General features: G+C 69.9%; 17 protein-coding genes. 11 read left to right on the top strand and 6 right to left on the bottom strand.

Annotated features, from left to right (window positions below; all coding sequences use genetic code 11):
- Window positions 1-80 precede the first annotated feature (80 nt).
- Window positions 81-728: a hypothetical protein gene (locus FHT38_RS13500; RefSeq protein ID WP_183480494.1), complete on the bottom strand. Its 648-nt coding sequence runs from the start codon at window positions 726-728 to the stop codon at window positions 81-83.
- Window positions 729-957: 229 nt separating this feature from the next.
- On the opposite strand from FHT38_RS13500, the gene FHT38_RS13505 reads away from it, so the two are divergent.
- Genes FHT38_RS13505 through FHT38_RS13515 form a run of 3 tightly spaced genes read left to right on the top strand, consistent with a single transcriptional unit; the run spans window position 958 to window position 4,540 of the window.
- Window positions 958-1,518, top strand: a complete 561-nt coding sequence (locus FHT38_RS13505; RefSeq protein WP_091733012.1) for a YaeQ family protein — start codon at window positions 958-960, stop codon at window positions 1,516-1,518.
- A 50-nt stretch (window positions 1,519-1,568) separates the two neighbouring features.
- The gene (locus FHT38_RS13510; protein ID WP_183492082.1) at window positions 1,569-3,695 is read left to right on the top strand and encodes a prolyl oligopeptidase family protein; all 2,127 of its coding nucleotides are present in this window, start codon (window positions 1,569-1,571) and stop codon (window positions 3,693-3,695) included.
- Window positions 3,692-4,540 carry a DUF924 family protein gene (locus FHT38_RS13515; protein WP_175538464.1) on the top strand — a complete coding sequence of 283 codons (849 nt, stop codon included), beginning with the start codon at window positions 3,692-3,694 and terminating at the stop codon, window positions 4,538-4,540. The genes FHT38_RS13510 and FHT38_RS13515 overlap by 4 nt, the downstream gene beginning before the upstream one ends.
- A 194-nt stretch (window positions 4,541-4,734) precedes the next feature.
- Here FHT38_RS13515 and FHT38_RS13520 read toward each other — a convergent pair whose 3' ends face one another.
- Window positions 4,735-6,447, bottom strand: coding sequence for a long-chain fatty acid--CoA ligase (locus tag FHT38_RS13520; protein ID WP_183480500.1), 1,713 nt, complete (start codon window positions 6,445-6,447; stop codon window positions 4,735-4,737).
- A 250-nt stretch (window positions 6,448-6,697) separates the two neighbouring features.
- Between FHT38_RS13520 and FHT38_RS13525 the strand changes: the two genes are divergently transcribed.
- The 5 genes from FHT38_RS13525 to FHT38_RS13545 all read left to right on the top strand — a co-directional run bounded on the left by FHT38_RS13525 (window position 6,698) and on the right by FHT38_RS13545 (window position 11,996).
- Window positions 6,698-7,237 (top strand): hypothetical protein, encoded by a 540-nt coding sequence (locus FHT38_RS13525; protein WP_255488684.1) that lies wholly within the window; start codon window positions 6,698-6,700, stop codon window positions 7,235-7,237.
- Window positions 7,238-7,239: 2 nt separating this feature from the next.
- Window positions 7,240-9,189: an ATP-binding protein gene (locus FHT38_RS13530; protein ID WP_091732996.1), complete on the top strand. Its 1,950-nt coding sequence runs from the start codon at window positions 7,240-7,242 to the stop codon at window positions 9,187-9,189.
- A gap of 84 nt (window positions 9,190-9,273) precedes the next feature.
- Window positions 9,274-10,692, top strand: coding sequence for an AAA family ATPase (locus tag FHT38_RS13535; RefSeq protein ID WP_183492083.1), 1,419 nt, complete (start codon window positions 9,274-9,276; stop codon window positions 10,690-10,692).
- On the top strand, window positions 10,689-11,531 hold the full coding sequence (locus FHT38_RS13540) for a hypothetical protein (protein ID WP_183492084.1): 843 nt from the start codon (window positions 10,689-10,691) through the stop codon (window positions 11,529-11,531). The genes FHT38_RS13535 and FHT38_RS13540 overlap by 4 nt, the downstream gene beginning before the upstream one ends.
- 177 nt (window positions 11,532-11,708) lie before the next feature.
- Window positions 11,709-11,996, top strand: coding sequence for a hypothetical protein (locus tag FHT38_RS13545; RefSeq protein ID WP_091732986.1), 288 nt, complete (start codon window positions 11,709-11,711; stop codon window positions 11,994-11,996).
- A gap of 31 nt (window positions 11,997-12,027) precedes the next feature.
- Here FHT38_RS13545 and murB read toward each other — a convergent pair whose 3' ends face one another.
- A complete protein-coding gene (gene murB / locus FHT38_RS13550) occupies window positions 12,028-13,098 on the bottom strand; it encodes a UDP-N-acetylmuramate dehydrogenase (RefSeq protein ID WP_091732981.1) in 1,071 nt (356 codons plus the stop codon).
- A 72-nt stretch (window positions 13,099-13,170) separates the two neighbouring features.
- On the opposite strand from murB, the gene FHT38_RS13555 reads away from it, so the two are divergent.
- The 3 genes from FHT38_RS13555 (at window position 13,171) to xdp1 (ending at window position 17,641) form a co-directional block, all read left to right on the top strand.
- A complete protein-coding gene (locus tag FHT38_RS13555) occupies window positions 13,171-13,665 on the top strand; it encodes a YajQ family cyclic di-GMP-binding protein (protein WP_091732977.1) in 495 nt (164 codons plus the stop codon).
- Between the two features lie 120 nt (window positions 13,666-13,785).
- Window positions 13,786-16,617: an XrtA/PEP-CTERM system TPR-repeat protein PrsT gene (gene prsT, locus FHT38_RS13560; RefSeq protein ID WP_183492085.1), complete on the top strand. Its 2,832-nt coding sequence runs from the start codon at window positions 13,786-13,788 to the stop codon at window positions 16,615-16,617.
- Between the two features lie 190 nt (window positions 16,618-16,807).
- Window positions 16,808-17,641 carry an exosortase-dependent surface protein XDP1 gene (gene xdp1 / locus FHT38_RS13565; RefSeq protein WP_091732970.1) on the top strand — a complete coding sequence of 278 codons (834 nt, stop codon included), beginning with the start codon at window positions 16,808-16,810 and terminating at the stop codon, window positions 17,639-17,641.
- A gap of 244 nt (window positions 17,642-17,885) precedes the next feature.
- Here the strand turns inward: xdp1 and typA are convergent, their stop codons facing one another.
- The 3 genes from typA to rbfA all read right to left on the bottom strand — a co-directional run bounded on the left by typA (window position 17,886) and on the right by rbfA (window position 21,187).
- Window positions 17,886-19,709 carry a translational GTPase TypA gene (gene typA / locus FHT38_RS13570; protein WP_091732966.1) on the bottom strand — a complete coding sequence of 608 codons (1,824 nt, stop codon included), beginning with the start codon at window positions 19,707-19,709 and terminating at the stop codon, window positions 17,886-17,888.
- A gap of 87 nt (window positions 19,710-19,796) precedes the next feature.
- A complete protein-coding gene (gene truB / locus FHT38_RS13575) occupies window positions 19,797-20,756 on the bottom strand; it encodes a tRNA pseudouridine(55) synthase TruB (protein WP_183492086.1) in 960 nt (319 codons plus the stop codon).
- A 50-nt stretch (window positions 20,757-20,806) separates the two neighbouring features.
- On the bottom strand, window positions 20,807-21,187 hold the full coding sequence (gene rbfA, locus FHT38_RS13580) for a 30S ribosome-binding factor RbfA (protein WP_091732959.1): 381 nt from the start codon (window positions 21,185-21,187) through the stop codon (window positions 20,807-20,809).
- Between the last annotated feature and the right edge of the window lie 4 nt (window positions 21,188-21,191).

Below are 21,191 nucleotides of genomic sequence, written 5' to 3' on the forward strand. Positions count from 1 at the left end.
AACAGGGCGCCGATTGTAGGAACGGCGCCGGACCGCGATCGGTGCCGGCGCCGTTCCCGAGGCGTCGAAAGGGGAACGCCTTACTTCTTGTTCATTTCCTTCTTGATGGCGATCTCGTCGGCCTCGTCGTAAGACCGGTTGCCGCACTTGAGCTTCCACTCGTTGCGCTTGTCGTTCAGGTCCTCGACCGCCTCGTTGAAGTCGTCGGCGATCTTCTGGTGGGCATCGACGCGGGTGTTGAAGGCCTTGTTGACCTCGACGCGGTCATTGCGCGCCTTGTTGAAGGCATCGATCTTGGGCTGCAGGGCGTTGGCGCGGGCCTGGTACTCCTCCTGCTTGGCCTTGAGCTGGTCCTTCTCCATCTTGGAGGCGCCGGCCTCGATCTCGGCGCCGAAGGCCTTGACCGACTCGATCTCGGCCTTCAGCGCGGTGCCCTGGGCCTGCATGTCCGACTCGAACTTGTCGGACTCGGCCTTGGCCGCCTTGAGCTCGTCGCGCTCCTTCAGGACGACGGCCTTCTTCTTGTCCAGCTCGGCCGCGGCGGCCTCGTTCTGCTGGTTGCTGGCCATGCAGGCGCGCAGCTCGTCGCGGGTCATCAGCTTGCCCTTGCCGCCCTTGGCGGCGGCCGGCGCGGCCGGCGTGGCGGGCTTGGTGCCGCTGGTCTGGGCGACGGCCAGACCGCAGGCCAGCAGCGCGGCGACGGCGAGGGAGGTGCGAAGAGTGTTCATGTCGTCTCTCAGGTCATTGCGCCGGGTAGGCGCTGTCTCGTCGGCACGGGCTCGCCGGTGGCACCGGCCGGCCCGCAGTCTCATGGGGCGGCCGGAGCAGGCCGCCATGCGGGTCGGCATGATGCCACGACCGGGATAATGCGCCGCTTCAGATCGTTTCCGCCCCGCGTGCAGCCCGCACGCCGGGCATCCACCCCGCACCCCGGCCGCTTCGGGCGGCCCTTCGACCATGGCGCTCAAGGCCACCATCCACAAAGCCCAGCTGCAGCTCTCCGACATGGACCGCCATGTCTACGGCGAGCACTCCCTGACCGTCGCCCGCCACCCGTCGGAGACCGACGAGCGCATGATGCTGCGCATCCTGGCCTACGCGCTGCACGTGCCCGCCGACGACCTGCGCGGCCGGCTCGAGTTCAGCAAGGGGCTGTCCGACGTCGACGAGCCGCCGCTGTGGCAGCTGGACCTGACCGGCGAGGTGGTCCACTGGATCGAGCTGGGCCAGCCCGACGAGCGCCGGTTGCGCCAGGCCCACGGCCGCGCCGAGCGCGTCACCGTCATCAGCTACGCATCCAGCACGCCGGTATGGTGGAGCGGCATCCAGAACAAGCTGCAGCGCACGCCCCGCCTGGCCGTGTGGCAGATCCCGGCGGACCAGGCGCAGGCGCTGGCCGCCCTGGCCGAACGCGGCATGCAGTGGCAGGTCAGCATCCAGGACGGGACGGCGTACGTCAGCACCGAGAAGGGCGCTGTGGAGATCACGCCGCAATTGCTGAAGGAAGCCGAGCAGTGACTTGTGGGGTAAGGTGACGAGCCGCCCGCGCCCTTGACCAGGAGACCGTTGTGCCGCATTCCGAGCCGTCCGCATCCGTCGACCCCGCCACCGCCGCGGACGATCCGTTCCTGTGGCTCGAGGCGCTGGAAGGCGCCGAGGGCGAGCGCGCGCTGGCCTGGGTGCGCGAGCGCAACGACGCGACGCTGGCCGCGCTGAAGGCCGAGCCCGAGTTCGAGCCGGTCCGGGAGGAGCTGCTGCAGATCCTGAACGCGCGCGACCGCATCCCGCATGTGGCCCGGCGCGGCGACTGGTTCTACAACCTCTGGCAGGACGAGGCCCATCCGCGCGGCCTGTGGCGGCGCTGCACGCTGGAGGACTACCAGCTCGCCGAGCCGCCGTGGCGGCTGGTGCTGGACCTGGACGCGCTGGGCCGCGACGAAGGCCGAAGCTGGGTCTTCCACGGCGCGACCGCGCTCGCGCCCGATTACCGGCGCTGCCTGGTGTCGCTGTCCGACGGCGGCGCCGATGCCCACGAGCTGCGCGAGTTCGACCTCGAGGCGCTGCGCTTCATCCCGCCGGCCGAAGGCGGCTTCTTCGTGCCCGAGGCCAAAAGCGATGTCGAATGGCTGGACGCCGACACCTTGCTGGTCGGCAGCGACTTCGGACCGGACTCGTTGACCGAGTCGGGTTATCCGCGCCAGATCCGGCGCTGGGCGCGCGGCACGCCGCTGGACGCCGCGCCGGTGATCTTCGAGGGCGAGAAGGACGACGTCTCGGTGTCGGTGTCGGTCGACCGCACGCCGGGCTTCGAGCGGGTCGTGTTCAGCCGCGCGCTGGACTTCTACAACGAGTCGCGCTTCCTCTGGAAGCAAGGCGAGTTCGTGCCCATCGACCTCCCCAGCGACATGAGCGTGCACCTGGAAGGCCCGTGGATGCTGCTGCGTCCGCGCACCGACTGGGCCATCCCGCACGGCCCGACCTACCCGGCCGGCTCGCTGCTGCTGATGGAGGAAGCCGCGTTCTGGAAGAACGAGCGCCACGACAGGCACCTGCGCGTGATGTTCTCGCCGACCGCGGGCCGCTCGCTGGAGGACTACACGCTGACGCGCCACCACCTGCTGCTCAACGTCAGCGAGCATGTGGCCAGCCGGCTCGAGGAATGGGACCTGTCGCACCGGCCGCCGGTCCTGCGCCAGGTCAAGGCGCCCTTCCCCGGCACGCTCAGCGTGCAGAGCCTGCACGACCCGGAGCTGGCCGAGGACCGGCTCGGCGACCGCTACCTCCTGCACTACTGCGACTTCCTGACGCCCGACATCGTCTGCCTGGCGCAGGCCGGCACCGACGCGCGCGAGACGCTCAAGCAGCGCGGCGCGCAGTTCGACGCGCACGGCATGACGGTGGAGCAGCGCTTCGCCACCAGCGCCGACGGCGAGAGCGTGCCCTACTTCGTCATCGGCAAGGCCGGTCGCGGCGCCGACACGCCGACGCTGCTCTACGGCTACGGCGGCTTCGAGGTCTCGCTGCAGCCGTGGTATTCGGGCGGCAATGGCCGGGCGTGGCTCGCGCGCGGCGGGCGGCTGGTGGTGGCCAACATCCGCGGCGGCGGCGAGTACGGCCCGCGCTGGCACCAGGCCGCGACGCTCGCCCACAAGCAGCGCAGCTTCGACGACTTCATCGCCGTGGCCGAGGACCTGGTCGCGCACGGGCTGACGCGGCCGGCGCGGCTCGGGATCATGGGCGGTAGCAATGGCGGACTGCTGGTGGGCGCCTGCATGGTGCAGCGGCCGGAGCTCTTCGGCGCGGTGGTGTGCCAGGTGCCGCTGCTGGACATGAAGCGCTATCACCTGCTGCTGGCCGGCGCGTCGTGGATGGCCGAGTACGGCGACCCCGACGAGCCCGCGGAGTGGGCGCACATCGCCGCGTACAGCCCGTACCAGCAGCTCAAGGCGGGCGTGCGGTATCCGCGGGCGCTCTTCGCCACGTCGACGCGCGACGACCGCGTGCATCCGGGCCATGCGAGGAAAATGGCGGCCCGCATGCTTGCGTTGGGGCAAGCCTGCTTCTATTACGAAAACATCGAGGGCGGCCATGGCGGCGCGGCGGACAACCAGCAGCGCGCGCTGTTGCAAGCCCTCGAGTTCGCCTACTTGTGGCGGCAACTCGGCAGGGAGCCCAGCAGTGGAGACGCAGCGTGAATTTCGTCATCCAGCATCATCCCGACGCGAGATGCTTTCTTGCCCAGCCGCAACCCGGACTGCAATGCCGGCTCGACTATGAGCGCCACGGCGAACAGCTGATCATCACCCACACCGGCGTGCCGGCGCAGCTGCGCGGGCAAGGCCTGGCCTCGCAGCTGGTGGAGACCGCGGCGCGCTGGCTGGCGGAGTTCCCGTTGCAGCTGGTCCCCGGCTGCAGCTATGTGCGCCACTGGCTGCTGCGCCATCCGCGCTGGCAGCGGCTGCTGACGCCGGCCTCGGCCCAGCGGGTGCTCAACGAATGGTTCGGCCCGCCCGGCTCGGCGCAGGACGGGCAGATCCAGATGAAGTGGTTCAAGAAGGACCCCGCCTTCGACGACGCGCTGCGCGAGCGCTTCGGCGCGGTCGTCGCCCAGGCCCTCGACGGCGGCCTGCGCGAGTGGGACTCCACCGCCTGGGGCGCGCTCGCCCGCATCGTCGTGCTGGACCAGTTCACCCGCAACATCCATCGCGATACGCCAGCAGCCTTCGCCGGCGACGCCCTCGCCCTGGACGCCGCGATCGCGCTGCGGGCCCGGGCGCAGGAACTCGGCACGCTCGAACGCTGGTTCGCCACCATGCCGATGGAACACGCCGAAGACCTCGCGATGCAGGAACTCAGCGTCGCCACCTTCGAAGCCCTCACCCTCGAGGACCCGCGCCTCGCCGACGCGCTCGACTACGCGCGCAAACACCGCGATGTCATCGCGCGTTTCGGGCGCTTCCCGCATCGCAATGACATCCTCGGGCGGGACAGCACGCCGGAGGAACTGGACTTCCTGAAGCAGCCAGGGTCACGGTTCTGACCTGCGCTCGGGCAGGACCGGGGCAGGCGACTCCCGTCGTGCCTCAGGCGCTCAACTCCCGCCGCTCGCCTGCGGCTCGCTTTGGTCAGACAGAACGCGCCCAGTCAGTCCTGGACGGCACGACTTCGTCGCCTGCCCCGGCCCTGCCCTCGAAGAGAAGCACTGCAGCGCGTGCACCGCGAGGCGCCAGCAGCTCAACTCGATTCCTGCTCCTGCAGGAGACGCCACATGACCTTGCCGGAACCCGACTTCGGCAAGACGTCCACGAACTGCACAATGCGCGGCGCCTTGTAGGCCGCCATGTGCTCGTGCGCCCAGTCGATGATGTCCCTGTCCGTGGTCTTGCCCTTGGCCTCCGCGCGCAGCACCACCACCGCCTTGACCGTCTCGCCACGGTACGCATCCTTGGCCGCGATGATGCAGGCCTCCTGCACCGCCGGGTGCCGGTACAGCAGCATCTCGACCTCCGAGGGCCACACCTTGTAGCCGCTCGCGTTGATCATCCGCTTGAGCCGGTCCGTGATGAAGAAGTAGCCCTCCTCGTCCATGCGACCAAGATCCCCCGTGCGGAAGAAACGCTTGCCGTCGAGCTCGACAAAGGCCGCCTCCGTCGCCTCCGGTTGGCGCCAGTAGCCCTGGAACACCATCGGGCCATGCGTGATGATCTCGCCCACCTCGCCGACCGGCAGTTCCTCCAGCGTGGTCGGATCGACGATGCGCGCGTCCACACCGAAGATCGGGATGCCCAGGCACTGCAGCTTGGCGCGCTCGGGCGGGTTGCCGTGACTGGGCGCCGCGGTCTCCGTCAGGCCGTAGCCCTCGGCGAAGGTCAGGCCGAACTCCTCCTGCAATCGCTCGGCCACCGCCTTGGGCATCGCCGCGCCGCCGCCGCTGAGATAACGCAGGCTGCGCAGGTCGAAGGACTTGTAGTTCGGGCTCGCGAAGAGGTCGATGATCATCGTCGGGATGCAGGTCCAGTGCGTGACCTGGTGGCGCGAGATCAGGCGCCCGCAGAGCTCGCGGTCCCAGCGCGGCATGATGACCAGCGTCATCCCGGTGAAGACCGGACCGAGCACGCCATACAAGGTGCCGGTGATGTGGAACATCGGCACCACCGCCAGGCCGACCGATTCGGCACTCGCGTAACCCCATTGGCAGCCACCGCAGCTGTTGGCCATCAAGGTCGCGTTGGTGTGCATGCAGCCCTTGGGCAGGCCGGTGGTGCCCGAGGTGTAGGGCAGCATCGCCAGGTCGTCGGGTCCGGCGGTATGCGGCCCCGGCACCAGGCCGGCGGCCAGCGCGTCGCGCCAGTCGGTCGCGCCGGGCGGCAGCTCGTGGACGGCGGTGAGCCAGGTCCGCATCGTCTCGGGCGCGTCGCAGGCCGGATCGGGCCCGGCGGGCGGGAGCATCTGCCAGTACTGGGTCACCAGCACGGCGCGCGGGCGCTGCGCCGGCGGCAGCTTGTCGGCGGCCTTGGCGACGATGCCCGACAACTCGCCGCTGCAGATGACGACGCGTGTCTCCGGATCGGTCAGGTAATGGCCGAACTCGTCCTCGCGGTTCATCGGGTTGACCGGCACCACCACCGCATCGGCGCGGTTGATCGCGTAGAAGGCGACCAGGTACTGCGGGCAGTTCTGCATGAAGAGCGCGACGCGGTCGCCCTTGCCCACGCCCTGCGCGCGCAGCCAGCCGGCGAGCGCCTCGGCCTGCCGTCGCAGCTCGCGGTAGCTCAGCGTCGCGCCGAGGAACTGCGTGGCCGCCTTGTCCGGATACCGCGTCGCGGCGACCTCCAGGTTGAACCACAGCGAGGTCCGTGGAATCGCCAGCCGCCGGGGCAGTCGCGCCGGCCAGTGGCTGTGCTGCACGCCGGCGTTCTCGGGACGGGGGGTGACCACGCGCGTCATCGGGGCTGTCTCCTGTCTGTGTTGTGGCGTCGATCTTCAATCCACCGCCTCGCCGACCTTGTCTCGACAGCGACATCGGGCCCAGCGGTCCACTGTGGCGGAAACCCGACTGGCCCCTGTTATCGGGGTGGTCCCGGACATGCTCCTCCCCGTGCCCCCGCGTAGCATGCGGGCTTTCACCAATGCCCGCGCGGCATCCGCCCTCCCCTCGGGGCGTCGATGCGCGGCCGGGTCGTGCCTGCTCCCGTTCATGCTGATCGCGCGACGTACCGCCCTTCAGGGCCTGCTGACCTGTGCCCTGGCCGTGGGCGCCGCGGCCGCGCCGTCCGTGCGGGCGGCACCGGCCGAGCCGCCGCTGGCCGCGCCCACCGGACCGGTGGTGCTCACCGTGGGCGGGGCGCTGCGCAACGCCAATCGCGACGGCCGCGCCGCCTTCGACATGGCGATGCTCGAGAAGCTGCCCCAGGTCAGCTTCAGCACGCAGACGCCCTGGTACCCGCAGCCGCGCCGGTTCACCGGGCCGCTGCTGCGCGACGTGCTCGCCGCCGCCGGCGCGCAGGGCCGCACGATCGAGGCCCGCGCGCTCAATGACTACCGCGTCCAGATCCCGCTGACCGACAGCCATCGCTACGACGTGATCGTCGCCCGGCTGCTCGACGACCGCCCGATGGCGGTGCGCGACAAGGGCCCGCTGTTCCTGATCTATCCCTTCGACCACGCGCCCGAGCTGCGCAACAGCGTCTTCTACGGGCGCTCGGCCTGGCAGCTGACCCACCTGGAGCTGCGCTGACCATGCCGCGCGACGCCTCCCGCACCGTCGCGGCCCGGCAGCGCCGCTGGCGCATCGGCATCGCCGCGATGGGCCTGCTGCTGGTGCTGACGCTCGCCGGCGTGGGCTGGCTGCAGGCGCGGCAGTACGAGGCGCTCAACGGCACCCGGCGCTACCAGGACGATTACCTCGTCTGGAGCCTGTTCCAGTTCGAGACCGAATACCTGAAGCTGCGCCTGGCCCTGGAGCAGGCGGCGGGACCGAGCGTGGGCGTCGACCCCGACCAGGTGGCGCAGCGCTACGAGATCTTCGTCAGCCGGCTCAACCTCGTGGAGAGCGAGCATGCCGCGCTGGTACTGGCGCACCACCCCGACTACCAGCGCACGGTCGCGCGCGCGCAGGACTTCGTGCGCTGGGCCGATGCGCTGCCGCTCAACGGCGCCCTGATCCGCGAGCATCCGCAGCGCATCGCCGAGATCGTCGCCCGCCTGGAACCGCTGGCCGACCCGATCCGGGACCTGTCGCTGACCTCGACCCACCACGTCGCCCAGGACGTGACGCGCCGCAACGAGATCATCCGCAACCAGAGTCGCGTCAGCCTGGGGCTGACGGCGGCGCTGTCGGCGATGACGCTGCTGTTCGCGGCCGTGATCTACCGGCAGTTCCGCGGCCTGGAGCGTTATGGCGACAAGCAGAAGGCGCTGGCCGCGCGGCTCAACGAGGCGCAGCGCGAGGCCGACGCCGCCAACCGCGCCAAGACGGTCTTCCTCGCCAACATGAGCCACGAGCTGCGCACGCCGCTGCAGGGGCTGCTAGGCATGCTGGGCCTGATCAAGGAGGCGCCGCTGACGCCCGCGCAGCAGGACCAGCTCAAGGCCGCCAACGACTGCGCGCGCCATCTGCTGGCGGTGCTGGGCGACATCCTGGACGTGACGCGCATGGAGGCCGGCGGGCTGTCGATCGCGCCGGAACCGCTGCAGCTCGGTGCGCTGGTCAGGGAACTGGAGGCGCTGAGCCGGCCGCAGGCGGCGGCCAAGCGGCTCGCGCTTCACTTCGGCATCGACGACGACGTGCCCGGCTGGGTGCTGGCCGATCCGACGCGGCTGCGCCAGATCCTGCTGAACCTGCTGAGCAACGCGCTCAAGTTCTGCGACCGCGGCCAGGTGGGCTGCCAGCTGAGACGCGGCGTCGGGCCGCTGGGCGAGGACCTGCTGATGTTCGAGGTCAGCGACACCGGCCCGGGCATCGACGCGCAGACGCAGGCCAGACTCTTCCAGCGCTTCAGCCAGGGCGACGCGAGCACCTCGCGGCGCCACGGCGGCGCGGGCCTGGGGCTGGAGATCTCGCGCCGGCTGGCCCGCGCGATGGGCGGCGACATCCACGTGCAGAGCGCGCCCGGCCAGGGGGCGCGCTTCACGCTGGCGCTGCCGCTGCGCGCCGGCGCCGACCTGCCGCCCGGCCGCATGGTGCCGGCCGAGGCGGCGACCGCCCCCTCGACGCCGCTCAAGGGGCCTTCGGCGACCTCGGCGGCCTTGACGACTTCGGCGGCCTCGGCGGCCTCGGCGGAGGATGCGCCGGTCACCGGCCTGCGCGTCCTGGTCAGCGAGGACAACCCAACCAACCGCATCGTCATCGAGGCGATGCTCGAACGGCTGGGCCATCGGCCGACGCTGTGCGAGAACGGCCTGCAGGCGCTGCACGCGCTGCGGCAGCAGGCCTTCGACGTCGTGCTGATGGACCTGCACACGCCGCAGATGGACGGCTTCGAGGCCACGCGGCGGATGCGGGAGCTGCCGCCGCCGCGCGGGCGGCTGCCGATCATCGCGTTCTCGGCCGACGCGTTCGAGGAGTCTCGCCAGAAGGCCGACGACGCCGGCATCAGCGCCTTCCTGGCCAAGCCGGTGGAGCTCGAGACGCTGCGCGCCTGCCTGCAGTCGCTGGCGCCCTCGCCCGCCCGGCCGGAAGCGGCTTGAACCGGGCGGGCCGGCTGAGCCGGTTCGATCCCGCTCACCTCAAAGGCCATTAAAGTCCCTCTCCGCAACGGAGAGCCCCGTCCCATGTACCTGTCCCGCATCGCGCTGACCAATGTGCGCTCGATGGAGTCGCTGGCGATCGACTTCGGCATCAGCCCGGAGGCAGCCCCCGGCACGAACCGGCGCTGGACGCTGTTGCTCGGCGAGAACGGCTGCGGCAAGAGCACGGTGCTGCGCGCGATCGGCCTGCTGCTGGCGGGCAGCGACGCCCTGCCGGAGCTGCTCGGCGACGCCGATGCCTGGATCCGCAACGGCACGCGGCAATGCCGCATCGCCGGCACGCTGGTGACCGCCAAGGGCGAGCCGCGCGAGATCGCGCTGGAACTGCACCGCGGCGACGGCCTGCGCGACATCTTCGAGCGCAACGCGCGGACGCTGGACGCGCTGGATGCGGCGATCCGGCATGCCGACCGCAACTATTTCGTGCTGGGTTATGGCGTGTCGCGCCGGCCGCCCGAAGGCGGCAAGCGCCTGAGCGCGCCGATGGACGACAGCGCACGCTCGCCGCGCGCGCGGGCGCTGGCCTCGATGTTCTCGCCCGACGCCTCGCTGGTCTCGCTGCAGCGCTGGGCGATGGACCTCGACTACCGGCGCGGCGCTGGCGCGCTGGCGCCGATCCGCGCGGCGCTCAACCAGCTGATGCGGGGCATGAACTTCTCGCGCATCGACAAGGCCTCCGGCCAGCTGATGTTCCACACCGTCGACGGCGAGGTGCCCCTGAGCCAGCTGTCCGACGGCTACCAGAACATGGCCGCCTGGTGCGGCGACCTGCTCTACCGCATCACCGAGGCCTTCCCCGATCGCAAGGACCCGCTCGCCACGCGCGGCGTGCTGCTGATCGACGAACTCGACCTGCATCTGCACCCGGTCTGGCGCCGGCAGCTGGTCGACTTCCTGTCGGCGCTGCTGCCGCATTTCCAGTTCATCGCGACGACGCATTCGGCGCTGACCGCGCAGCAGAGTGGCGAGGGCGAGCTCTTCGTCATCCGTCGCGAAGGGGCCAAGCAGCGGCCGACGCTGGTGCCCTTCGTCGGCGAGCCGCGCCTGATGGGCGTGCACCAGCTGCTGATGAGCCCGATGTTCGGCCTGGCGTCGATGGATTCGGTGGTGGTCGAGCAGGCGCGCGACACGGCCCGCAAGCTGCAGGCGAAGTCGACGGCCAAGGGCAAGGCCCTGACCGCGCGCGAGCGCACGCAATTGCAGCGCAGCACGGAGGTCCTGCGGGCCGCGCCGGAGTGGGACGCGGTGCCCGGCTACGCGCGCCAGCAGGCGGCGTTGCTGAGGGAACTCAAGGCAACCATCGCGAAGCAGGCGGCCCAGTCCGCGAAGCCCGCGGCGCCGGCGTCGAAGCCGTCGACCGCAGCGGCAAAGCCCGCGTCCACGCCGGCGCTGTCGCCGGGCAAGCTCAAGGCCGCGGTGAAGCGCGTGGAGCGGTCCAAGTGATCCGCCTGCGGCGGCGACGCGATGCCGCAAGCCTGGGCGCCTTCACCGGCGCGAAGCTGCAGCAGCGGCTGCTCCGGCTCGAGGGCTATTTCTACGACGACGGCCGCAGGGTCGACTTCAAGCCCAAGTCACGCCAGATCTGGTCGGCCGCGAAGGCGACGCTGCGGCGCGAGACCGCTGGCAAATGCGCCTACTGCGAGGCCGACACGGCGGTGGTCGCGCATGGCGACGTCGAGCACTTCCGTCCCAAGGACCCGTACTGGTGGCTGGCGTATTGCGTCGACAACTACACCTTCAGCTGCCAGGTCTGCAACCAGGTCCACAAGGGCAACCGCTTCCCGGTCACCGGCGCGCGGCTGAAGCCGCCACGCATGCCGGCCACGCGCCCGGCCGATGCGGCGAAGGCAGCGGCGCTTGCCGAGCGCTTCTGCCCCGATCCCGCGTCCACGACAGACGCCGCGCTGAAGCGCTTCTTCGCCAGCGAGCATGCGCATCTGCCCGATCCTTACCTCGACGATCCGGAGCGGCTGTTCTCCTGGAACGCGATCGAGGCGACGCAAGAGGTATGGCTCATCGCCCGTGGCCGCTCCGCGAGGGCGAAGGCCGCGGTGAAGGCGGCCGAGGAAGTGCTGGGCCTCAATCGCAGCGAGCTGCTGCGCCTGCGCTACCAGCGCTACGAGTTCCTCTACACCGCGGCGCTGGCGTTCCAGGAAATGGATCACGACTCGCCAAGCGCGCCGAAGGTGCTCGCGCAGCTGCGCCGCCAGGCCGACGACAACCAGCCGTTCGCTGCGATGTCGCGGCACTTCCTTCGTAGCTGGGGGCTGCTGGAGACTTGACCGGCGCCCCCTGAAAGGGCGTTGCGCCGTCCCCCTTCGGGAGGCCGGCTTCCGACTCGCGGCTGCTGATCTTGCGGCGCAAACTTTGCAGGTCCCAGCAGATCCGTCGCGAGCCCTCTCATGCGCAGTTCATCATCGAGCAGGAAAAAGGGGCCAGGCCTTGCCCAGCTGCCGCCCATGGCCACCCCGCACAAGCACGCCCCTCATGTCGAGGTCATTGACCGCCATGGCGCCTCGGCCCAGCATTCGAACCTTCCAATCAAGGTGGCTGTACTGGAGACCAACGTGGACCGACTGCAGATCGAGATGAATGAACTCAAGACCGAGTTCAGGGAATTCCGGAAGGAGATGCGCGCCGAGATCATGGCCATCCGCACGCATGACTTCCGCCTTCTGTTCGGCGCCATCATCACGGTGGCCATCGGCGTGGCGGCGTTGATGGCGAAAGGATTCCACTGGATCTGAGCAAGCCCTCGAGACCCTGGGGCGGGCCGGCTCAGACCACCACCGGCTCCGGCTCCAGCCGGATGCCGAAGCGGCCGTAGACACTCTCCTGGATCGCCCGCGCCAGCGTGACGACCTCGGCGCCGCGGGCTTCGCCGCGATTCACCAGCACCAGCGCCTGCTTCTCGTAGACCGCCGCGCCGCCGACGCTCTTGCCCTTCCACCCGCAGGCGTCGATCAGCCAGCCGGCGGCCAGCTTGAAGCTGCCGTCGGGCATCGGGTAATGCACGATGTGCGGGTCGCGCGTGATGATGTCGCGGCACTGCTCCGCGCTCACCACCGGGTTCTTGAAAAAACTGCCCGCATTGCCGATGCGCGCCGGATCCGGCAGCTTGGCGCGGCGGATCTCGCAGATCCAGTCGAACACCTGCCGGGCATCGGGCGCGGCGATGCCGGTCTCGGCCATCTTGCGCTCGATGTCCAGGTAGCCCAGCTGCGGCTGCCACGGCTTGGGACAGCGCAGCCGCACCTTGGTGATCACGCTCTTGCCGGCCAGGCCGCCGTAACCGGTCTGCTTGAACACGCTGTCCCGGTAGCCGAAGCGGCACACCTCGGCCGGCAGCGTGACCCGCCTCCCGGTGGTCAGGTCCACGACGTCCACGTTCTCGAGCCTGTCCTTCAGCTCGACGCCATAGGCGCCGATGTTCTGGACCGGCGCGGCGCCGACGGTCCCGGGAATCAGCGCGAGGTTCTCCAGGCCCGGTACGCCCAGCGCCAGCGAGCCCGCGACCGCCTCATGCCAGGCCACGCCGGCGCCGGCCTCGACGATCCAGCAGTCGTCGCGTTCCTCGACGCGCAGGCCCGGGATCTCCATCTTCAGCACGACCGCGTCGACATCCCGCGTCAGCACCAGGTTCGAGCCACCGCCAAGCACGAACTTCGGCGCGCGGCCCAGTTCGGGATGGTCGACGACGCGGCGCACATCCAGTTCCTCGCGGATGCGCACCAGCCGGCGCGCCGTCGCGGGCAGGCCGAAGGTGTTGTAGGGCTTGAGGTTGACGTCGGTCTCGATGACGACGCCCTCGCGTCGCTCGGTCGAGGGGGGGATGGCGGGAGACTGCATGGCTAGAATTCTCGCCCATATCCCCCGAAGGCCCGATCCGGGCCTTCGCTCCTTTGAAAGAGATGTACGCACATGCCCAGCTTTGACACCGTCCTCGAACCCGACATGGTGAAGGTCCGCAACAGCGTGGACGCCAGCGCCAAGGAGATCGCCACCCGCTTCGACTTCAAGGGCACCAGCGCCGCCATCGAGTGGAAGGACAAGGAGAAGGAAGTCCACGCCACCGGCGACGCCGAGTTCCAGCTCGAGCAGATCGAGGCGGTGCTGTATTCGAAGCTGACCAAGCAGGGCGTGGTGCTCGGTTTCGTCGACAAGCAGGACAAGATCGAGAAGCTCGGCGGCGACCGCGTCAAGCAGGTCTACAAGATCAAGAACGGCCTGGAAGCCGCCGAGGCCAAGAAGGTCGTCGCCGCGATCAAGGAGAGCAAGCTCAAGGTGCAGGCGCAGATCGAAGGCGACATCGTGCGCATCACCGGCAAGTCGCTCGACGACCTGCAGGCCGCGCAGGGCGCGCTGCGCAAGGCGCTGCCCGACCTGCCGCTGAGCTTCGACAACTACCGCAAATGAGCCGGGCCGGGTTCGACCCGGCCTGAGCCTCGCGCCGGAGCGCGACCAGGCACCCTGCCCGCTCCCGCGCACCGACGGCCCCAGGCCGCGGCCGCATGACCACACATCGGGGGGGACGAGATGAGCACTGTTGGCAGGTCTGGCAGGTCCGGCGGGTCCCGCTGGCGCGGCCCCGCGGCGGCGGCCTTGCTGGCGCTGTGCGCGGCATCGGCGCAGGCGGACAGCGTCAAGGCCGCGCGCTTCTACGAGGACGCGCTCAAGCGCTTCGAACGCCAGGACATCGACGGCGCCGTCATCCAGCTGAAGAACGCGCTGCAGCAGGACGCGCGCATGCTCAGCGTCCACGTGCTGCTGGGCAAGGCGCTGCTGATGCGCAGCGAGGCCGCGGCCGCCGAGGTCGAGTTCAACGAGGCCCTCTCGCTGGGCATCAACCGCGCCGAGGTCGCCGTGCCGCTGGCGCAGGCGCTGATCGCCCAGGGCAAGCAGCCGGAGGTCTTCAAGCTGCCGGCGCTGGTGCCCGAGGGCCTGCCCGATCCGGTCCGCAAGGCGCTGCTGCTGGTGCGCGCCGCGGCGGCCTCGGACCTCGGCGAGCCTTCGCGCGCGCAGGCGCAGATCGACCTGGCCCGCGCCATCCCGCCCGACAACGCCGACACCTGGCTGGCCGAGGTGCCCCTGCGCCTGCGCGCGCGGCAGTTCGACCTGGCCAACGCCGCGGCGGAGCAGGCGCTGCGCCTGGCGCCGGGCAACGGCGAGGCGCTGTACCAGAAGGCCACCGTCCCGCACGTGCAGGGCCGGCTGGATGAGGCGCTCAAGGGTTACGAGCGCGCGATCGCCGCCGACCCCCGCCACCTGGAGGCGCAACTGGCCCGCGCCGGCCTGCTGATCGACCTGGGCCGCGACGCGGACGCGCTGGCGCAGGCGCAGTCCGCGCTGAAGCTGGCGCCGAGCGAGCCGCGCGCGCTCTACCTGACCGCGGTGCTCGCGGAGCGCCGCGGCGACGCCGCCAGCGCCCGCAGCGCGCTCAAGGCCGTCACCGCGGAACTGGACCCGGTGCCCATCGAATTCATCCGCTACCGCCCGCAGGCGCTGATGCTCAACGGGCTCGCGCATTTCGGCCTGGGCGAGATGGAGAAGGCCAAGCCCTACCTGGAATACGCCCAGCGACAGACGCCCAACAGCCCGCTGTCCAAGCTGCTGGCACAGGTCTACGTGGCGGAGCCCAACCTCGACCGCGCCGCGGAGGTGCTGGACGCCTACCTGCGCGCCTATCCCGGCGACGGCCAGGCGCTGGTGATGATGGCCACGCTGCAGATGGCGCAGGGCCGGCATGCCCGTGCCACCGCGCTGATGCAGGAGGCGCTCAAGGCCAAGGACGCGCCGGAGTTCCGCACCGCGCTGGGCCTGTCGCTGCTGCGCGGCGGCCAGTCCGGCGACGCGATCGGGGAGCTCGAGAAAGCCTTCCAGCGCGATCCGCGCCAGACCTACGCCGGCATGGCGCTGGTGTCGCTGTACCTGCGCGCCGGGCAGACGGCCAAGGCCGTCGCGATCGCGGACCGGCTGGTCAAGCAGGAGGCCGCCAACCCGACCACCTGGGTGCAGCTCGGCGTGGCGCGCCGCTCGGCCGGCAACCTGCCGGGCGCGCGCGAGGCCTACCAGAAGGCCCTCCAGCTCGATCCGCAGCTGGCCGAGGCGCAACTGGGCCTGACGCGCATCGACATCGCCGAGCGCAAGTTCGACGCGGCCCAGGTGCGCCTGGCCGCGATGCTGAAGGCCGACGAGAAGAACGCCGACGCGCTCTACGAGATGGCGCTGCTCAGCGAGGCCCGGGGCCAGGCCGCCGAGGTGCAGCGCTGGCTGACCAAGGCGACCGACGTCAGCAGCTCGCGCAACACGCGGGCGGATCAGGCGCTGATCGCCTGGCTGCTCAAGCAGGACCAGGCCGGCGCCGCGCTCGAGGCCGCCAAGCGCCTGCTCGGCAAGGCGCCGGACGATCCGCAGACGCTGATCGCCTACGCGCAGGCGCAGCTCGCCAACCGCGACGCCAACGGCGCCCGCGCGACGCTGACCAGTGCGGCGCGGCGTTCCGGCTTCGGTGCCGATCCGCTGGCGCAGATCGCCGCGCTGCAACTGGATGCGCGCGATCCGGCGGGCGCCGCCTACAGCCTGGACAAGGCGCTGCAGACCGCGCCCCAGCATGTGGGCGCGCTGGCGCTGTCCTCGACGGTGGCCCTGCAGCAGGGCAACCCGACCCTGGCGGAGAAGCAGGCCCGGCAGGTGATCCAGCTGCGTCCGCAACTGGCGCTGGGCTACACGCTGCTGGCCGACGTCGCGCTGGCGCGGCGCCAGCCGGCCCAGGCGCTGGACGCGCTGCGCAAGGCCCACGAGCTGCAGCCCACCAGCGGCAGCCTGCTCGCCCTGATGCGGGCGCTGGGACGGCAGGACGGCAGCGGCAAGGCGGCGCAGGACCTGGCCGAGCGCTGGCTGAAGACCCACCCGTCCGACCTGGCGGCCTGGAAGGCGCTCGGCGACGCGCAGGCGCGCGCCGGGAGCTTCCCCGCCGCGCGCCGCAGCTACGAGACGGCGCTGAAGCTCCGGCCGAACGAGGTCGAGACGCTCAACAACCTGGCCAACGTGATGATCCGGCAAGGCGAGGCGGCCGCGGCCGCGGCGACGGCCGAGAAGGCGCTGGGGCTCGATCCCCGCAACGTGGCGGTCATCGACACCGCCGGCTGGGCCTACCACCTGGCCGGCAACGGCGACCGCGCGCTGCAACTGCTGCGCGACGCGCGCCTGCGCGAACCCGACAGTCCGGAGATCCGCTACCACCTGGCCGCCGCCCTGGCCAAGGCCGGCCGGAAGGCGGAGGCGAAGGAGGAACTCGATGTCGCGCTGCGCAGCACCGCGTTCGAAAGTCACAAGGAAGCGCTGGCCTTGAGCCAGACGCTGCGCTGAGCCGCCGGAGCCCCGCTGGTGAGGGGTGCCGGCGCTTGTCAGAAAAACTTACAGTCCCGCTCCAAGGACCGACATCTTCACGCTCAAGTGCTTGTGTCGTAAGGAAAACATCACCTTGGCCCGGAGCTTGCTCATAGCAGCTCGAACGAATCAGACGCTCCGACCGGGTCGGGGAGACCGAGGGGAAACCATGCGAAAAGTTCAACAACGCCTGATGGGGCTGGCCGCGGCGGCGCTGGCGTCACTGCTGCCGCTCAGCGCGCATGCGCTCTCCACCTGGACGGCCGGCAACTGCACGACCAACTGCAGCGAGACCGGCGATGCGGCGCCCAACGTCAGCTATTCGGCCTACTCGGCGTCGATCAACACCTCCGGCGGTGCGTACTCCAGCACCAACGGCTTCGCGCAGAGCACGCTGGCCTACTACAGCGGTAGCGGCTTTGGCGTCGTGGCCCCGAGCGGCGACAGCCAGTCGCCCAATCACTCGCTGGACAACTACGGCTACCAGGACCTGATCCTGCTGAAGTTCGATGCCGCGGTGAACCTGACCCAGGTGAAGCTGGGCTGGTGGCAGTACGACAGCGACATCACCGTGCTGGCCTACACCGGCCTGACGTCGGGCGTGAACGTCGGCAACACGATTACGGGCAAGACGGCGGCGACGCTGAAGTCGGCCAACGGCTGGTCGCTGGTCAACAGCTACGCGGACGTCGGCAAGGCCGCCAACACGACGGTCAACCTCAACACCAACGTCAGCTCGAGCTGGTGGATCATCACCGCCTACAACTCGCAGTTGGGCGGTGCCCCCACGGGCGCCGACGGCTCCACCAGCGGCCTGACGCGCGGCACCGGCACGAGCTACACCGGCTATGACTTCGTCAAGCTGTTCTCGGTCTCCGGCAACAAGTCCGGCGGCGGTGGCGGCACCGGCGGCAACGTGCCGGAGCCGGCCTCGCTGGCACTGGCCTCGGTCGCCCTGCTCGGCCTGGTCGGCCTGCGCCGCCGCAAGCAATCCCAACGCTGAGCCTCCCTGCTCCGCGAAAGGCGACCCGATGGGTCGCCTTTCTTTTTCCCGCAGAGAAACGAAAAACGCCCGATGCAAGCATCAGGCGTTTCATCTCCCCAGCACACCTCGGTCGCAAAACCGTGGCAGTACGACGGTGGTTGGGGACGGTGATGCGTGGGGTTCCGGCGCTTGCCGCCGGGGCCCCATGCATCGGCGGCCAACGCCCGGACCTCCGCAGCCCAGGCGCCTGCGCCCCGCGCAATCAGCCGCGCGACGCCCGCTTGCGATCGTTCTCCGACAAATGGCGCTTGCGCAGCCGCACCGACTTCGGCGTGATCTCGACCAGCTCGTCGTCCTCGATGAACTCGACGCCGTACTCGAGCGTCAGCTCGATCGGCGGCGTGATCTTGATCGCGTCTTCCTTGCCGCTGACGCGGAAGTTGGTCAGCTGCTTGGTGCGGGTCGCATTGACGACCAGGTCGTTGTCGCGGCTGTGGATGCCGACGATCATGCCTTCGTAGACCGGGTCGTTCGGCTTGACGAACATGCGGCCGCGATCGTCCAGCTTGCCCAGGGCGTAGGTGAAGATCTCGCCCGCGTCCATCGAGATCAGCACGCCGTTCTTGCGGCCGGCGATCTCGCCCTTGTGCGGCTCGTAGCCGTCGAAGATGTTGGAGATCAGGCCCGAACCGCGGGTCAGGTTCAGGAACTCGTTCGAGAAACCGATCAGGCCGCGGGCCGGGATGCGGTACTCGAGGCGGACGCGGCCGCGGCCGTCCGGCTCCATGTTGACCAGCTCGCCCTTGCGCTCGCCCAGGGCCTGCATCACGCCGCCCTGGTGGGTTTCCTCGACGTCGGCGGTGACCAGCTCGATCGGCTCGCACTTCTCGCCGTTGATCTCCTGGAAGACCACGCGCGGCTTGGACACGGCCAGCTCGTAGCCTTCGCGACGCATGTTCTCCAGCAGGATGGTCAGGTGCAGTTCACCGCGGCCCGACACCTCGAAGATGCCGTCCTCGTCGGTTTCCTTCACGCGCAGCGCGACGTTGTGCTGCAGTTCCTTCTGCAGGCGGTCCCAGATCTGGCGGCTGGTGACGAACTTGCCTTCACGGCCGGCCAGCGGCGAGGTGTTGACGCAGAAGTTCATCGTCAGCGTCGGCTCGTCGACCTTGAGCATCGGCAGCGGGGCCGGATTGGTCGGGCTGGTGACGGTCACGCCGATGCCGATTTCCTCGATGCCGTTGATCAGCACGATGTCGCCGGGGCCGGCTTCGGTGGCCTGCACGCGGTCCAGGCCCTGGAAGGTCAGCACCTGGTTGATGCGGCCCTTGGTGACCTTGCCGTCCGGGCCTTCCATCACGACCACGTCCATCGCCGGCCGGATCGTGCCCTGGCTGATGCGGCCCACGCCGATGCGGCCGACGAAGGTCGAGAAGTCCAGCGCCGAGATCTGCAGCTGCAGCGGCGCGGCCGGGTCGCCGCTCTGCGGCGGCACATGCTTGAGGATGGTGTCGAACAGGGCGGACATGTCCTCGCCCCACTTGCCGCCGGGCTCGCCCTCTTCCAGCGAGGACCAGCCGTTGATGCCCGAGGCGTACACGACTGGGAAGTCCAGCTGCTCGTCGGTGGCGCCGAGCTTGTCGAACAGGTCGAAGGCGGCGTTGATGACGGCGTCCGGCTTGGCGCCCGGCTTGTCGACCTTGTTGACGACGACGATGGGCTTGAGGCCCAGCGCCAGCGCCTTCTTGGTCACGAAGCGGGTCTGCGGCATCGGGCCTTCCTGGGCGTCGATCAGCAGCACCACGCCGTCGACCATCGACAGCGCGCGTTCCACTTCACCGCCGAAGTCCGCGTGCCCCGGGGTGTCCACGATGTTGATGTGGGTGCCCTTCCAGCTCACCGCGCAGTTCTTGGCCAGGATGGTGATGCCGCGCTCGCGTTCGATGGCGTTGTTGTCCATCACCGTGTCGACGACCTTCTCGTGCTCGGCGAAGGTGCCGCTCTGGCGAAGGAGCTGGTCCACCATGGTGGTCTTGCCATGGTCGACGTGGGCGATGATGGCGATGTTGCGGATTTGCTTGCTCATGGGGCGGCTTTCGCTTGGAGGGCTTTCTCGGATTTGGAGGAAGTCGGGAACTCGGGGATGTCTCGGGTCTTGTCGGGCGATGCCGGCTCAGGCGGCCTGCATCAGCATGGAAGCGATCTCGGTGGGGCTCAGCAGCCGGTCGGCGATCAGCTCGCCGCCAGCCACGTGGGCGCTGCCCAGGAAGGCGCGCGGCATCTGGCCGTACACCCGCACCTGCGGCAGGTCGCCGAGCGCCACCCGCCGGCGCATGCCGGACAGGAAGCGGCCGGCTTCGTCGTTGCTGAGCTCGACCTCGGGCCATTCGCCCAGCAGGCTGTCCGGGGCTGTCAACTGCGCGAGACGGCCGGCGTCGTCCATCGCCTCGAGCTGCTCCAGCGTCACCGCCTGGCTGATCGACACCGGACCGCTGGCGGTGCGGCGCAGGCCGGCCAGGTGGGCGCCACAGCCCAGCTTCGCGCCGATGTCCTCGCCCAGCGTGCGGATGTAGGTGCCCTTGGTGCAGCGCACGTCGATCACGAGCAGCAGCTCCTCAGGCTGCCAGTCGACGATGTCCAGCGCGTGAATCGTCACGTTGCGCGGCTGGCGCTCGACGGTCACGCCCTCGCGGGCCAGCTCGTACAGCGCGCGGCCCTGGTGCTTGAGCGCGGAATACATCGGCGGCAGCTGCGAGATCGCGCCCTTGAAGGCCTCGCAGGCGGCGCGGATCGCGTCCAGGTCCAGCGCCTTCGCGACGGCGTCGCGCTGCTCGAGGATCTCGCCCTCGCCATCGCCGGTGGTCGTGGTGATGCCCAGCCGTAGCGTCGCGCGGTAACCCTTGTCGGCCTCCAGCGAGACCTGGCTGAACTTGGTCGCCGCGCCGAAGGTCAGCGGCAGCAGCCCGGTCGCCAGCGGATCCAGCGTGCCGGTGTGGCCGGCCTTCTCGGCGCGCAGCAGGCGCTTGACCTTCTGCAATGCGTCATTGCTGGTCAGGCCGAGCGGCTTGTCCAGCATCAGCACGCCATGCACGGCGCGCTTCACGATCTTGGGGCGGGGGGCTACTGCGCTCATCACGGTGCGGCGCCCCTCTCGGGGCGTCGTCTGTCAGTCTCGGAGGACGCTCAGTCCTCGGTGGTCTCGTCGTCCTTGGCTCGGTCGGAATTCGCCTTGGCGATCAGGGCGCTCATCTCGGCGGCGCGTTCGGTCGTGCGGTCGAAGTGGAAATGCAGGCTCGGCACGGTATGGATCTGCAGGCGCTTGAACAGGCCGTTGCGGAGGAACCCCGCCGCCTCGTTCAAGGCCTCGCCGGTGGCCTTCTGATCGCCGACCAGCAGCGAATAGAACACCTTGGCATGCGCGTAGTCGGGCGTGACCTCGACCGCGCTGATCGTCACCATGCCGATGCGCGGGTCCTTCAACTCGCGGATCAGCTCGGCCAGGTCGCGCTGGATCTGGTCCGCCACGCGCAGACCGCGGTTGGGGATCGATCGCTTGTGACGCATGGCT

It is taken from the genome of Mitsuaria sp. BK041 (genome assembly GCF_014193085.1).
Taxonomy (GTDB): Bacteria; Pseudomonadota; Gammaproteobacteria; order Burkholderiales; family Burkholderiaceae_C; genus Roseateles.

Excerpts from the sequence above, each read along its gene's own strand:
- FHT38_RS13500 (WP_183480494.1), bottom strand. The coding sequence starts at position 728 with ATGAACACTCTTCGCACCTCCCTCGCCGTCGCCGCGCTGCTGGCCTGC.
- FHT38_RS13505 (WP_091733012.1), top strand. The coding sequence starts at position 958 with ATGGCGCTCAAGGCCACCATCCACAAAGCCCAGCTGCAGCTCTCCGAC.
- FHT38_RS13520 (WP_183480500.1), bottom strand. The coding sequence starts at position 6,447 with ATGACGCGCGTGGTCACCCCCCGTCCCGAGAACGCCGGCGTGCAGCAC.
- FHT38_RS13525 (WP_255488684.1), top strand. The coding sequence starts at position 6,698 with ATGCTGATCGCGCGACGTACCGCCCTTCAGGGCCTGCTGACCTGTGCC.
- FHT38_RS13530 (WP_091732996.1), top strand. The coding sequence starts at position 7,240 with ATGCCGCGCGACGCCTCCCGCACCGTCGCGGCCCGGCAGCGCCGCTGG.
- FHT38_RS13535 (WP_183492083.1), top strand. The coding sequence starts at position 9,274 with ATGTACCTGTCCCGCATCGCGCTGACCAATGTGCGCTCGATGGAGTCG.
- FHT38_RS13545 (WP_091732986.1), top strand. The coding sequence starts at position 11,709 with ATGGCCACCCCGCACAAGCACGCCCCTCATGTCGAGGTCATTGACCGC.
- murB (WP_091732981.1), bottom strand. The coding sequence starts at position 13,098 with ATGCAGTCTCCCGCCATCCCCCCCTCGACCGAGCGACGCGAGGGCGTC.
- FHT38_RS13555 (WP_091732977.1), top strand. The coding sequence starts at position 13,171 with ATGCCCAGCTTTGACACCGTCCTCGAACCCGACATGGTGAAGGTCCGC.
- prsT (WP_183492085.1), top strand. The coding sequence starts at position 13,786 with ATGAGCACTGTTGGCAGGTCTGGCAGGTCCGGCGGGTCCCGCTGGCGC.
- xdp1 (WP_091732970.1), top strand. The coding sequence starts at position 16,808 with ATGCGAAAAGTTCAACAACGCCTGATGGGGCTGGCCGCGGCGGCGCTG.
- typA (WP_091732966.1), bottom strand. The coding sequence starts at position 19,709 with ATGAGCAAGCAAATCCGCAACATCGCCATCATCGCCCACGTCGACCAT.
- truB (WP_183492086.1), bottom strand. The coding sequence starts at position 20,756 with ATGAGCGCAGTAGCCCCCCGCCCCAAGATCGTGAAGCGCGCCGTGCAT.
- rbfA (WP_091732959.1), bottom strand. The coding sequence starts at position 21,187 with ATGCGTCACAAGCGATCGATCCCCAACCGCGGTCTGCGCGTGGCGGAC.